The organism is Mesorhizobium sp. M7A.F.Ca.CA.002.09.1.1 (genome assembly GCF_003998555.1).
GTDB lineage: Bacteria > Pseudomonadota > Alphaproteobacteria > Rhizobiales > Rhizobiaceae > Mesorhizobium > Mesorhizobium ciceri.
Genome location: NZ_RZRR01000047.1, coordinates 1 through 12,947, shown reverse-complemented (window position 1 = coordinate 12,947; position 12,947 = coordinate 1). Strand labels below are relative to the sequence as shown.

Sequence of the window (12,947 nt, the reverse complement as noted above, 5' to 3'; positions counted from 1 at the left end):
ATGTCGTCGGCCGCCGGCCGCCATGGCTACGCCTTCCGCACACCCTATTCGGCGGCCAAGTTCGGTGTCATCGGTTTCACGCAAAGCTTGGCCAAAGAGCTCGGGCCGCACGCCATCAGGGTCAACGCCATCCTGCCCGGCATCATCGAGGGCCCCCGCATCGAAGGTGTTATCTCGGCGCGCGCCAAGCAGGTCGGTATCAGCCACGAGGAGATGACCGGGCGCTATCTGCAGAACATCTCGCTGCGTCGCATGACCAGCCCCTATGATGTCGCGTCGATGGTCGCCTTCCTGCTCTCCGATGCGGGGATCAACATTTCCGGCCAGTCGCTCGGCGTCGACGGCAACGTCGAAACACTTTGAGGAACAAACCATGGCCAATGTCGCGATCGTCGGAAGCGGGTTCATCGGGCGGGCCTGGGCGATCAGCTTCGCCCGCGCCGGCCATGACGTGCGGATGTGGGACCAGTCGCCCACTGCCCCAGGTGGAGCCCGCGACTACATTGCCGGCGTGCTCGGCGATCTCGCCCAGAACGATCTTCTGCGGGGACAGCAAGCCGGTGAGGTTCTTGACCGTATCTCCGTTGTCGCCGAGCTTGAAGAGGCGTTGGCAGGTGCCGTGCATATCCAGGAGAACACGCCCGAGAATCTCGAGGTGAAGCGCAAGGTGTTCTCCTTGATCGACACGCTTGCCGATCCGCGAACAGTCATCGCCAGTTCCACCTCGGCGCTGTTGCCGTCGAAATTCACCGACCATCTGCAAGGGCGGCAGCGCTGCCTGGTCGTGCATCCGATCAACCCGCCCTATCTCATTCCGGCGGCCGAAATCGTGCCGGCGCCGTGGACCTCGGCCGAGACGGTCGAGAGAACCCGCGCCTTCCTCGTCGACGCCGGCCACGCGCCACTGGTCATGCAGCACGAGCTTGACGGCTTCATCATGAATCGCCTGCAAGGCGCATTGCTTGAGGAAGCTTTCCGGCTTGTCGCCGATGGCTACGCCAGTGTCGAGGATGTCGACGTCGGCATCCGCGACGGGCTGGCGCTGCGCTGGTCGTTCATGGGGCCGTTCGAGACCATCGATCTCAATGCACCCGGCGGCGTGCGCGACTATGTCGAGCGCTATCAGGGCATCTATTCCAACATCTTTCCCCAGACGCAGCGGCGCGTCGACTGGGCCGGCAAGGTCATCGATACAGTCGAGGCTGATCGCCGCAAGCGACTGCCACAGCAAAGCCTAGGCGACCGGCAGGTGTGGCGTGACCGCCGGCTCATGGCGCTCGCCGCCCACAAGAGAAAATCGGATCAGGAGTTTGGAGAATGACGCAAACCAGTCGCAAGCCGGGACCTGCACAGACCAGGGGCAAGGTCATCATCACCTGCGCGGTGACGGGCGCCATCCACACGCCGACCATGTCGCCCTATCTGCCGATCACGCCCGACCAGATCGCTTCGGAGGCGATCGCGGCGGCGGAAGCCGGTGCCGCGATCCTGCATCTGCATGCCCGCGATCCGGAAACCGGCAAGCCCGACCAAACGCCGGAGGCCTTCGCCCGCTTCCTGCCGCGCGTCAAGCAAGGCACCAACGCCGCCATCAACATCACCACCGGTGGCAGCCCCTACATGAAGGTCGAGGAGCGCGTGCGCCCGGCCGCCCAGTTCAAGCCGGAAGTCGCCTCGCTCAACATGGGCTCGATCAATTTCGGGCTCTATCACCTGGCCGACAAATACGAGACCTTCAAGTTCGATTGGGAAAAGCCGCATCTGGAAGCGACGCGCGACCTCGTCTTCCGCAACTCATTCAAGGACATCGAGTACATTCTGGCGACCTGCTACGACAACGGCACGCGCTTCGAGTTCGAGTGCTACGACATCGCCCATCTGTACAACCTTTCCCACTTCGCCGACCGTGGGCTGGTGAAGCCGCCTTTCTTCGTGCAGTCGGTGTTCGGGCTGCTCGGCGGCATCGGCACGCATCCAGAAGACGTCGCCCATATGAAGCGCACTGCCGACCGGCTGTTTGGCGACCAGTTCCGGTGGTCGGTGCTGGGCGCCGGCGCCAGCCAACTGCGCATCGCCGCGCAATCGGCGGCCCTTGGCGGCAACATCCGCGTCGGGCTGGAGGACAGTCTGTGGGCGGGCAAGGGCAAGCTTGCCAAATCGAACGCCGAGCAGGTCTTGCTGGCCCGCAAGATCATCGAAGGACTCGGCATGGAGGTGGCGACGCCCGACGAGGCACGCGAAATCCTGTCATTGAAAGGCGGGGACAAGGTCGCTTTCTGAGGCGGCCCGAGCAATCGCCGCGAGACGCAAAACGGAGGAGGACGGCATGAAGATCGAAGTCGTGGTGGACGTGAAGACCACACTGGGCGAAGGACCGCTGTGGGACGTCGAACAGGAACGACTCTACTGGATCGACAGCTTCGACGGGCGCGTGTTTCGGGCGACCGCCGACGGGCGCGAGATCCGGTCATGGGACGTGCCGATGAAGATCGGCTCAATGGCGCTGCGCAAGGACGGCGGCGGCGCTGTCGTCTCGCTGCAGCGCGGCTTCCATCTGCTCGATTTCGCCACCGGCGAGGTGACGCTGATCCACGATCCCGAGCCGGACAAGCCGATGAACCGGCTCAACGACGGCAAGGTCGACCGGCGCGGCCGTTTCTTCGCCGGCTCCATGGATACGATGGAAGAGGGGCCGTCCGGCGGTCTCTACAGGCTCGATCCGGATTTTTCCGTCACCCGGATCGATTCCGGCATCATCTGCTCCAACGGTCCATGCTGGAGCCCCGACGACCGCACCTTCTATTTCGCCGATACCTGGACCGGCGAGATATGGGCCTACGACTACGATATCGCCACCGGTGCCGCCACCAACAGGCGTACCTTCGTGCGCGTCGACACCAGCCGAGGCGGTGCGGCGGACGGCTCGACCGTCGATGCCGAGGGCTATCTCTGGAATGCGCTGGTCTATGACGGAAGGCTGGTGCGCTACGCGCCCGATGGCAGCATCGATCGCATCATCGACATGCCGGTCAAGAAGATCACCAGCGTCATGTTCGGCGGACCGAAGCTCGACACCCTCTACGTCACCTCGATGGCCAAGCCGCCGCTGCCGCGTTTTCCCGGCGACGGCGTTTTGCGCGGCAGCCTGTTCGCCATATCAGGCCTTGGCGTTAGGGGCGTTGCGGAACCGCGCTTCGGCGGCTGACGCCAGGCAAGCGAAGCGCCGGTAAAATACGCAGATCAGGCCTTGGCGCAGGAATTCGGGCAAGTCTGGCAATTGATGCCGAACGTGTGCATATACAGGCATACATATATCCATGCAGAGGGGTTTCCGTTAGGCTGAGCGCCCCGCGTCAAACGGGAGCATCGATTGCCAGGATTTGCGGAAAGCGTGATGCAGGGGCCGCGAACCGTGGCCGAACAGGTCGCCAATGTCCTGCGCGAAGCGATTGCCAGTGGCACCATCAAGGCGGGCACTTCGCTGCGCCAGGACGAATTGGCCGAGCAGTTTGGCTTCAGCCGCATGCCAATTCGTGACGCCCTTCGCCAATTGGAAGCCGAAGGCATTGTTTCCATCCATCCGACAAAAGGCGCGCAGGTCGCCCGGATGGACAGCGCCGAGATCAGTGAAATCTATGCACTGCGCGAATTGCTCGAATGCGAGGCGTTGCGGCTTTCGCTTCCCAATCTCGCCGGTGACAGGCTCGACGAGGCGGAACAGGTTCTCGATCAGATCGACGCGGAGCGCAATGTCGGCCGATGGGGCGCGCTGAACCGTGCCTTTCATCTGGCTCTCTACGATGCCTGCGGCAACAATCGATTGCTGGCCTTAATCGAGGCGCACCACAATGCCGCCGATCGCTACGTCCGCATCCTGCTGTCGAACCTGGACTATCGCAGCCGCTCGCAGACGGAGCACCGCGATCTGCTGGCCGCCTGCCGGCGGCGCGACGGCGACAGGGCCATAGGCATTCTGAGGCAGCATCTTCGCGAGGGAAGCGAGACGCTGGTCAGCGCGATCAGGGAAGATGGCCTGTCGCGAAAATCCTGACGACATGGCTTGAGTTGCCTCTGCGCACGATCACTGCCACATATTGCAACATCGCTACTCGATCCGAGGATCATCATGTCCCCCGACAGCAGCCTGCCGGCGCGCGCCCTTGCTCCACGTCGCCACGAAGAGATCCTGCGGCGGCTGGGCGCCCAGGGGTCTGTCAGTGTCGCCGAACTGGCCGGGTTCTTCGATGTCTCGCGCGAAACCATCCGCCGTGATTTGAAGCTGCTGTCGGATAAGGGACGGCTCGGCATCGTCCATGGCGGCGCCGCCCGCTTCGAGCCGAGCGAACCGGCAATGAGCTTGCGCAGCCACGAAAATGCCGGAGGCAAGGCCGCGATCGGCAGGCTGGCCGCCGGTCTTGTAAAGGACGGCATGGTGGTGTTCCTCGATTCCGGCACCACCACATTGGCCATCGCACAAGCCATGGCCGACCTGCGCGATCTCACCATCTGCACGGCGAGCCTGAAGATCGCGCTTCTGCTGTGCCACGTCTCAGGCATGCGCGTGCATGTGCTGGGTGGCGAAGTCGATCCGGGCGAGGAAGCGGCCTCGGGAATCGACATGCTCGAAGCCATGTCGCGCTTTCGCGTCGACATCGCGTTCCTCGGTGGTGGCGCGCTGTCGCCCGACGGCGAGGTGACCGATTTCACCCGCGCCGGCGCCGAACAGCGCAGCCGCATGATCGCGCTTGCCGCCAAAACCTACTTCGTTCTCGACAGCAGCAAGTTCGCAAAGCTGACGCCGCTCAGGATTCCGAATTTTCAACGCGCCGCCGGCGTGATCGTCGACGCGAAACCGCAGGCTGACATCGCTGAAGCGCTTGCGCGCAAAGGGCCTGAGCTGATGATTGCCTCTTTGATGTGATATTTTGTGGTATTTTGTGTTGATATTTGGAATTCGGCTGCTATGATCCAACCGGTGTCAAAACGGCAGGATGTCCCATGGCAAACGAATTCCCTACGCAAGCGCGCGTCGTCATCGTCGGCGGCGGTATCATTGGCTGCTCGGTCGCCTATCATCTGACGAAGCTCGGTTGGACCGATGTCGTGCTGCTCGAACAGGGGCAACTCAGCGGTGGCACCACCTGGCACGCCGCAGGGCTTGTCGGCCAGTTGCGCAGTCATTCCAACATGACCAGCCTGATCAAATACTCCACGCAGCTCTATGGCGAGCTGGAGGCCGAGACCGGGCTCGCCACCGGTTGGAAGAATTGTGGCTCGCTGTCGGTGGCGCGGACCGCCGACCGCATGACGGTGCTGAAGCGCACGGCCGCATCGGCTCGCGCCCAAGGCGTCGAGATCGACGTGATTTCGCCGAAGGAGGCGGCCGATCTATGGCCGGTCATGGCGACCGACGATCTGGTCGGAGCCGTCTGGCTGCCGGGCGACGGCAAGGCCAATCCGACCGATCTCACGCAATCGCTGGCCAAGGGTGCGCGCAATCGCGGCGCGAAAATTTTCGAGCGGGTCAAGGTCACCGGCATCAGCGTGAAGAACGGCGTCGCCTGCGGTGTCGAGACGGACCGCGGCAACATTGCCGCCGAGATCGTCGTCAATTGCGCCGGCCAGTGGGCGCGCAAGGTCGGGCTGATGTGCGGCGTCTCGGTGCCGCTGCATTCGGCCGAGCACATGTACATCGTTACCGGCAGGATCGAGGGCGTGCATCCGGACCTGCCGGTCATGCGCGACCCCGACGGGTTCATCTATTTCAAGGAAGAGGTCGGCGGCCTGGTCATGGGTGGCTTTGAGCCGCACGCCAAGCCGTGGGGCATGAATGGCATTCCCGAAAATTTCGAGTTCGCGCTGTTGCCGGACGATTGGGATCAGTTCGAGATCCTGATGGAAAACGCGCTGGTCCGCGTGCCGCAATTGGCCAAGGCCGAGGTCAAGAAATTCTACAACGGTCCCGAAAGCTTCACGCCGGACAACAATTTTCTCCTCGGCGAGGCGCCGGAACTGAAGAATTTCTATGTCGGCGCCGGCTTCAACTCCATGGGCATCGCCAGCGCCGGCGGCGCGGGCAGGGCGCTGGCGGAATGGATCGTCAACAGCGCGCCGACCATGGATTTGTGGCCGGTCGACATCAGGCGTTTCGCCTCCTTCAACAACAATCCGCGCTGGCTGCATGACCGTGTCAAGGAAACGCTCGGCTTGCATTACGCCATGCCGTGGCCGAACCGTGAACTGGACACGGCGCGGCCGTTCCGCCGCTCGCCGCTCTACGACCGGGTCGCCGCCAAAGGTGCCTGCTTCGGTTCCAAGATGGGCTGGGAGCGCGCCAACTGGTTCGCGGCACCGGGAGAGAAGACCGAGAACGACTATGCCTTCGGCCGCCAGAACTGGCACGAGGCGGTCAAGCGCGAAATGAAGGCGACACGCGAAGCCGTCGCCGTCTTCGACCAGACCTCTTTCGCCAAGCTCCTCGTGCAGGGCCGCGATGCCTGCGCCGTGCTCAACTGGATCTGCGCCGGAAATATTGAGGTACCGGACGGTACGTCTGTTTACACGGGCGTGCTCAATGCACGCGGTGGCTATGAGAGCGATCTCACCGTTATGCGGCTCGGCGCGGAGAAATTCCTCATCGTCACCGGGTCCGCACAAGCTGTCCACGATGCCGACTGGATCGTCAAAAACATTCCATCCGACGCGCATGCAATCGTGACCGACGTCACCTCGTCCTACGCGGTGCTGGCGTTGATGGGACCGCGATCACGCGATCTGCTGGGCAAACTCTCCTCGGCCGATCTTTCCAACGCCGGCTTTCCCTTCGCCACCATCCGCGAGATCGATATCGGCTATGCCACCGCCTATGCCAACCGTATGACCTATGTCGGCGAACTGGGCTGGGAACTGATCGTGCCGACAGAATTCGCCGTCGGCGTCTATGAGGCGTTGCATGAGGCGGGCCGTGAATTCGGTCTGCTGGACGCCGGCTACTATGCGCTCGATGCCTTGCGCATCGAAAAGGGTTTTCGCGCCTGGGGCAGGGAGTTGACGCCTGATATCGACCCCTGGCAGGCCGGGCTTGGCTTCGCCGTGGCGATGGACAAGCCAGGTGACTTTATCGGCCGCGACGCGCTGGTTGAGACGAAGCCATCGGCAGCACCGGCAAGACGCATCGTGCTGTTCACGCTCGATGATGCCGAGCCGATGCTGTGGGGCGGCGAACTGATCCTGCGCGACCGCAAGCCGGTCGGCGAAGTCCGCTCGGCCGCCTACGGCCACACGCTTGGCCGCTCGGTGGCGCTCGGCCTGATCGAGAACGAGGCGGGCGTCGACGCTGCATTTCTCACCGGTGGTCGTTTCGAGATCGACCTTGCCGGCGTTCGCCATGCCGCGACAGCACATCTGCGCAGCCCCTACGACCCGAAGTCGGAGCGGGTGAAGGCTGATGCGGTGGAGATCAGGGCCGCCGCTTAATCCGCTGACATCGAGCGCGCCATATCCAGGAAAGCCCGCACCAGTTTGCCGCCGCTGCGTTCACGCAGGCAGATCAACGCCTCGTCCATCAGGGTCTCGGGAGCATCGATGGTGATCGGCACCAGCCGCGAATCCTGGCCGAATTCGGCCGCCGAGACAAAGCCGATGCCGGCGCCCGAGGCGACGATCTCGCGGACGGCTTCGCGGCCCTCGGCTTCGATCGCCGGCCTCAATTCGATTTTCGAGGCGGCTGCGAGATCTTCGAGTTTCTGACGCGTCTTCGATCCACGCTCGCGCATGACCAGTGATTCCTGCGCGAGCTGCTTGAGGGTGAGCGACTTTTTCGCGGCCAGCGGGTGGTCGACGGATGCAAACGCGATGATCGGCGTCGAGTTGAGTTTCAGCACCTCGAAATCGCGCCCCGTCGGCACCTCGCCCAGCACGCCGATATCGGCATCGTAGCTGTAGAGGCTGCTGATCACCGTCTCGGTGTTGCCGGCGCGCACCGAAACCTGCACGCCGGGGTAGCGGGCCCGGAAGCTGCCGAGAATATGAAGCAGATGATGTGCGGCATCGGCGACGATGCGCAGCGTGCCGGAACGCAGGGCGCGGGACTCCGTCAGGAGTTCGAGCGCCTGTTGCTCGGTATCGAACATGCGGTGGGTTATTTCGAGCAATTTCTGGCCCGAATGGGTCAGCGTGACCTGCTTCTTGTTCCGGTTGAACAGCAGCACATCATACTCTTCCTCGAGCTTGCGCACCTGGTCCGAGATCGCCGGCTGGGTCAGGAAGAGCGCCTCGGCGGCGCGAGAAAAGCCACCGCAGATGGCCACCTGGTGAAAGGCTCGCAACTGGACGTAGCGCATCTCCCGTGCCTCCGACACTTCTGAAATCGCCGACATCTTATCATAAGGATTGCTTAGGAAAAGATCGAAAGGAACGATTTGACTTATGTTTTGCCGACCCTCAGCCTGAGCATGGGTCGACATCCCTGCCGGCCGTTGGCACCGGAGGCGTCGCCATGCAATTTTCCATCATCCTGCTGCATCTGGCGGGTGCGGTCATGCTGCTGCTCTGGGCCGTGCATATGGTGCGCACGGGTGTCGAGCGGGCCTGCGGGCCCGCTTTGCGTGATGCCCTGAGGCAAGCCCGGGGTGAGCGGATCAGATCGGCCGGCGTCGGCACCGTGCTTGCCGTGCTGCTGCAGAGCTCGACCGCCGTCGCTATCCTGGCGGCCGGGTTTGCCGCCAGCGGCATGGTTTCGGTGTCGGCCGGGCTGGCGATCCTGCTGGGCGCCGATCTCGGTTCCGCCCTGGTCGTGCAGGTGCTGTCGTTCGACCTCAGCTGGCTTGTGCCGGCGCTGATCCTGGTCGGCGGCGCGATGGCCCTGAAGTTCGAAGTGGCTGGCATCAGGCATAGCGGGCGAATCCTGATGGGGGTCGCCTTCGTCCTGTTGTCGCTGCATATGATCGGCGAGGCGACCGCACCGATGCGGCAGAGCACCTTGCTGCCACTGGTGATCTCCTATCTGCGCGCGGACTATTTCACCGCCTTTGCCGCCGCTGCCCTGTTCACATGGCTGATCCACTCCAGCGTCGCGGCGATCCTGCTGTTCGTCACGCTTGCCGCACAAGGCGTCTTGCCGGTCGAGGTCGGTCTGTTCTTCATCCTCGGCGCCAATTGCGGCGGCGCGCTGATCGCGGTTTGGCTGACGCGCGGCGAAGCCGTCGAGGCGCGCCGTATCCCGCTCGGCAATCTGATCTTTCGCGGCACGGCGGCGCTGGCGGCTTTGTTCGCGCTTCAGGCCGTGACCTTCCCGGCGCATCTGTTCGGCGCAACCGAAGGCCGCCAGCTGGTCAACCTGCACCTTGCCTTCAATCTGGTGCTGGTCATCTGCTGCTTGCCGTTCACCGGCATGATGGAGCGGCTGGTCGCCTTGTTGATCGCAGACAGGCCGGTGGCAAAGGCCGGAGAGGGTGGAGACCTGATGTCGCGCCGCACCAGCGCGCTCGACCGCACCGTCATGCGCACACCCGGTCTTGCGCTAGCCAGTGCCACCCGCGAGCTGCTGCGCATGGGCGAAGTCGTCGAGGTGATGCTGCGCCCAGTGATGGATTTCTTCGACGCCGGCACCGGCGACCAGATACGCCAGGCTCAAAAACTCGATGAGGAGGTCAACCGCGCCCATACCGAAATCAAGCTCTACATTGCCGAAGTCAATCGCGGCAGCATGAGCGTGGCCGAAGCGCAGCGCGGCATCGAGCTCACCGACTTCGCCATCAATCTCGAACGCGCCGGCGACATCGTCGCCAAGAACCTGCTCGTGCTCACCCAGGAGCTGCGTGACAAGAACCTGCGCTTCTCACGCGACGGCTGGAGCGAACTGGCCGGGCTTCACAACCGTGTCATGGCCAACATGCAGCTTGCACTCAATGTGCTGGTGTCGAGCGATCTCGATTCGGCGCGGCAACTCGTCGTCGAGAAGGAGCGGATGCGCAGACTGGAACGCACGAGCCACGACCGTCACCTCAAGCGCCTGCAATCGGGAATGCCGCAGAGCATCGACACCAGCGACATCCACCTGGAGGCCGTGCGGGCGCTGAAGGAGATCAACTCGCTGATGGCCTCGGTCGCTTATCCCTTGCTGACGCAGAGCGGTGATCTGCTCGAAAGCCGGCTGGCGAGAGGGGCTGCGGAAGTGAGGGCTCCTGCAATGGCCTGAGGACGGATTCCCGCCCGGCAGGCCATCACTAAAATCTATACATCGATACAAAATAACGATTTTACAAATAGATCATTCAGGCCAAGAATAAGGCCACATCGAACGCAGATCGAGCGGAGGACAACATGCTCGCCGAGACGAAATTTGCCGCGGAGCCGCTGGCCAGCCCGGCGCTGGGCGAGCCGTATCTTCTGACCCCGGGGCCGCTCACCACGGCCTATTCGGTCAAGCAGGCGATGTTGCGCGACTGGGGATCGTGGGACGGCGACTTCCGCGCCATGACATCGGATATGCGTCGCCGGCTGCTGGCGCTGACCGGGGACAGGAACGATGAGTTCGACTGCGTGCCGATGCAAGGCAGCGGTTCTTTCTGCGTCGAAGCGATGCTGGGGTCGTTCGTGCCCAGGGACGGCAAGGTTCTTGTGCTGGCCAACGGCGCCTACGGCCTGCGCGCCGCGCAGACCATGCAGTATCTCGGCCGCGCCTATACGCTGATCGACAAGGGTGACTATCTGCCCCCGCGCGGCGACGAGGTGGCAGCGGCCCTCGCGGCCGACCCTGATATCACCCATGTCATCGCCATCCATTGCGAGACCAGTTCCGGCATCCTCAACCCGGTCGCTGAAATTGCCGAAGCCGTCCATGCCAAGGGTCGCAAGCTGCTGGTCGATTCCATGAGTGCGTTCGGCGCCGTGGCGCTCGACGTCAACGAAATCCGCTATGAGGCGATGGTCTCGTCCGCCAACAAGTGCATCGAAGGCGTTCCGGGTTTTGGCTTCATCATCGCGCGCAAGAGCGAACTGGAGGCCGCCAAAGGCAGGAGCCATTCGCTGTCGCTCGATGTCCACGCCCAGTGGGCGCACCTGAACAAGACCGGCCAGTGGCGCTACACGCCGCCGACGCATGTCGTGGCCGCCTTCCTCGAAGCACTGCGCCAGCATGAGGCCGAAGGCGGCGTCGCCGGCCGTGGCGCCCGCTATACGAGGAACCGCGACGTTATGGTGGCCGGCATGCGCGACCTCGGTTTCGAGACACTGCTCCGGGATCGCTGGCTGTCGCCGATCATCGTCACCTTCTTCAACCCGGCTCATGCCAGTTTCGCGTTCGACCGTTTCTACGACCTGATGAAGGACAAGGGCTTCATCATCTATCCGGGCAAGCTGACCGCCGTGGATTCGTTCCGCGTCGGCTGCATCGGCCAGATGGACGAACATGTCATGCGCCGCGTCGTCGAGGCGGCAGCGTTCTCGCTTCATGAAATGGGCGTCGACACCGCCGCCCCACCCGCCGCGGCACTTGCCGAACGCGCCAAACTCGCCGCCTGAAGCGGCCGACTTCGAGGATATCAGATGAACCAGATGTCTCCTGTCACCGTGTCGGTCAACGGCCGCACCTATGCCTGGCCGCGCGTGCCGGCGATCGCCATCTGCCTTGACGGCTGCGAGCCGGCCTATCTCGACGAAGCGATAAAGGCCGGGCTGATGCCGGCTCTGGTCAGGATCAAGCAGAAGGGCACGGTGCGCTTTGCGCACTCTGTCATTCCGAGCTTCACCAACCCCAACAATCTGTCGATCGCCACCGGCCGGCCGCCGTCGGTGCATGGCATCTGCGGCAACTATCTCTATGAGCGCGAGACCGGCAAGGAAGTGATGATGAACGACCCGCGCTTCCTGCGCGCGTCGACCATCTTCCAGGCCTTCTACGATGCCGGCGCCAAGGTCGCCGTGGTCACCGCCAAGGACAAGCTGCGTGCGCTGCTCGGCAAGGGCCTCGCCTTCGACGAAGGCCGCGCGCTGTGCTTCTCTGCGGAAAAATCCGACACCACCAGCAAGGCCGAGCACGGCATCGACAATGCCTCGAAGCACTTTGGGCTGCCGGTGCCGGAGGTTTATTCGGCCGAGCTGTCGGAATTCGTCTTCGCCGCCGGCGTCCAGCTGCTGAAGGAATTCCGCCCCGACATCATGTATCTGACGACCACCGACTATGTGCAGCACAAATATGCGCCCGGCGTGCCGCAGGCCAACGCCTTCTACGAGATGTTCGACAAATACCTGACCGAGCTCGATGCGCTGGGTGCTGCCATCGTCGTCACCGCCGACCATGGCATGAAGCCCAAGCACAAGGCGGACGGTTCGCCTGATGTCGTCTATGTCCAGGACCTTCTCGACGAGTGGCTGGGCAAAGATGCCGCCCGCGTCATCCTGCCGATCACCGACCCCTATGTCGTGCATCATGGCGCGCTGGGTTCCTTCGCCACCGCCTATCTGCCTGATGGCGCCGACCAGGCCGATATCATGGCCAGGCTGGCCAAGATCGATAGCATCATGCTGGTCGTCGACAGCCCGACCGCCTGCGAGCGCTTCGAACTGCCGGCCGATCGCATCGGCGACATCGTGCTGATCTCGACCGAGAACAAGACGATCGGCACCTCGGAACATCGCCATGACCTGGCGGCTCTGAACGAGCCGCTACGGTCGCATGGCGGGCTGACCGAGCAGGAGGTGCCGTTCATCGTCAATCGTGTGCTGCCGGAATTTCCGAACGAGCCGACGCTGCGCAATTTCGATGCCTTCTACTACGCCACCATGGCGGCGGCGCTGGCTTGAGTCGAGCGTGATTGTCGACCCCCACTCCGCCGAGCTTCGCTCGGCACCTCTCCCCCGATCGACGGGGGAGAGGAAAGGCGCCAGGGTTAGCCGCGGCTTAACCTGGAAACGTTGAGGCACTGACCTCGCCTGATTTCCTCTCC

General features: G+C 63.3%; 11 protein-coding genes. 10 read left to right on the top strand and 1 reads right to left on the bottom strand.

The window, feature by feature from the left end:
* From EN994_RS03980 to EN994_RS03950, 7 genes are all read left to right on the top strand, one after another.
* On the top strand, positions 1 to 363 hold a 363-nt coding region (locus EN994_RS03980), incomplete at its 5' end, for an SDR family oxidoreductase (RefSeq protein WP_127307402.1).
* A gap of 10 nt (positions 364 to 373) precedes the next feature.
* Complete coding sequence (locus EN994_RS03975) at positions 374 to 1,321, top strand: 3-hydroxyacyl-CoA dehydrogenase (protein WP_063167526.1); 948 nt, start codon at positions 374 to 376, stop codon at positions 1,319 to 1,321.
* Complete coding sequence (locus EN994_RS03970) at positions 1,318 to 2,280, top strand: 3-keto-5-aminohexanoate cleavage protein (protein ID WP_063167527.1); 963 nt, start codon at positions 1,318 to 1,320, stop codon at positions 2,278 to 2,280. The genes EN994_RS03975 and EN994_RS03970 overlap by 4 nt, the downstream gene beginning before the upstream one ends.
* A gap of 46 nt (positions 2,281 to 2,326) precedes the next feature.
* Entirely contained in the window at positions 2,327 to 3,205 is an 879-nt protein-coding gene (locus EN994_RS03965; RefSeq protein WP_013533046.1) for an SMP-30/gluconolactonase/LRE family protein, read from the top strand.
* Positions 3,206 to 3,394: 189 nt separating this feature from the next.
* A complete protein-coding gene (locus tag EN994_RS03960) occupies positions 3,395 to 4,051 on the top strand; it encodes a GntR family transcriptional regulator (RefSeq protein ID WP_063167528.1) in 657 nt (218 codons plus the stop codon).
* A gap of 75 nt (positions 4,052 to 4,126) precedes the next feature.
* Positions 4,127 to 4,921, top strand: coding sequence for a DeoR/GlpR family DNA-binding transcription regulator (locus EN994_RS03955; RefSeq protein WP_063167529.1), 795 nt, complete (start codon positions 4,127 to 4,129; stop codon positions 4,919 to 4,921).
* Positions 4,922 to 4,998: 77 nt separating this feature from the next.
* Positions 4,999 to 7,476: an FAD-dependent oxidoreductase gene (locus EN994_RS03950; protein ID WP_063167530.1), complete on the top strand. Its 2,478-nt coding sequence runs from the start codon at positions 4,999 to 5,001 to the stop codon at positions 7,474 to 7,476.
* Here EN994_RS03950 and EN994_RS03945 read toward each other — a convergent pair.
* Complete coding sequence (locus EN994_RS03945) at positions 7,473 to 8,342, bottom strand: LysR substrate-binding domain-containing protein (RefSeq protein ID WP_013533042.1); 870 nt, start codon at positions 8,340 to 8,342, stop codon at positions 7,473 to 7,475. The genes EN994_RS03950 and EN994_RS03945 overlap by 4 nt on opposite strands.
* A 155-nt stretch (positions 8,343 to 8,497) precedes the next feature.
* Here EN994_RS03945 and EN994_RS03940 point away from each other — a divergent pair, with 155 nt between their 5' ends.
* From EN994_RS03940 to phnA, 3 genes are all read left to right on the top strand, one after another.
* Positions 8,498 to 10,198: a Na/Pi cotransporter family protein gene (locus EN994_RS03940; RefSeq protein ID WP_063167531.1), complete on the top strand. Its 1,701-nt coding sequence runs from the start codon at positions 8,498 to 8,500 to the stop codon at positions 10,196 to 10,198.
* A gap of 125 nt (positions 10,199 to 10,323) precedes the next feature.
* On the top strand, positions 10,324 to 11,523 hold the full coding sequence (locus tag EN994_RS03935) for a 2-aminoethylphosphonate--pyruvate transaminase (RefSeq protein WP_063167532.1): 1,200 nt from the start codon (positions 10,324 to 10,326) through the stop codon (positions 11,521 to 11,523).
* A 24-nt stretch (positions 11,524 to 11,547) separates the two neighbouring features.
* Positions 11,548 to 12,804 carry a phosphonoacetate hydrolase gene (gene phnA / locus EN994_RS03930; protein ID WP_063167533.1) on the top strand — a complete coding sequence of 419 codons (1,257 nt, stop codon included), beginning with the start codon at positions 11,548 to 11,550 and terminating at the stop codon, positions 12,802 to 12,804.
* Positions 12,805 to 12,947: the final 143 nt, after the last annotated feature.

Excerpts from the sequence above, each read along its gene's own strand:
- EN994_RS03975 (WP_063167526.1), top strand. The coding sequence starts at position 374 with ATGGCCAATGTCGCGATCGTCGGAAGCGGGTTCATCGGGCGGGCCTGG.
- EN994_RS03970 (WP_063167527.1), top strand. The coding sequence starts at position 1,318 with ATGACGCAAACCAGTCGCAAGCCGGGACCTGCACAGACCAGGGGCAAG.
- EN994_RS03965 (WP_013533046.1), top strand. The coding sequence starts at position 2,327 with ATGAAGATCGAAGTCGTGGTGGACGTGAAGACCACACTGGGCGAAGGA.
- EN994_RS03960 (WP_063167528.1), top strand. The coding sequence starts at position 3,395 with ATGCAGGGGCCGCGAACCGTGGCCGAACAGGTCGCCAATGTCCTGCGC.
- EN994_RS03955 (WP_063167529.1), top strand. The coding sequence starts at position 4,127 with ATGTCCCCCGACAGCAGCCTGCCGGCGCGCGCCCTTGCTCCACGTCGC.
- EN994_RS03950 (WP_063167530.1), top strand. The coding sequence starts at position 4,999 with ATGGCAAACGAATTCCCTACGCAAGCGCGCGTCGTCATCGTCGGCGGC.
- EN994_RS03945 (WP_013533042.1), bottom strand. The coding sequence starts at position 8,342 with ATGCGCTACGTCCAGTTGCGAGCCTTTCACCAGGTGGCCATCTGCGGT.
- EN994_RS03940 (WP_063167531.1), top strand. The coding sequence starts at position 8,498 with ATGCAATTTTCCATCATCCTGCTGCATCTGGCGGGTGCGGTCATGCTG.
- EN994_RS03935 (WP_063167532.1), top strand. The coding sequence starts at position 10,324 with ATGCTCGCCGAGACGAAATTTGCCGCGGAGCCGCTGGCCAGCCCGGCG.
- phnA (WP_063167533.1), top strand. The coding sequence starts at position 11,548 with ATGAACCAGATGTCTCCTGTCACCGTGTCGGTCAACGGCCGCACCTAT.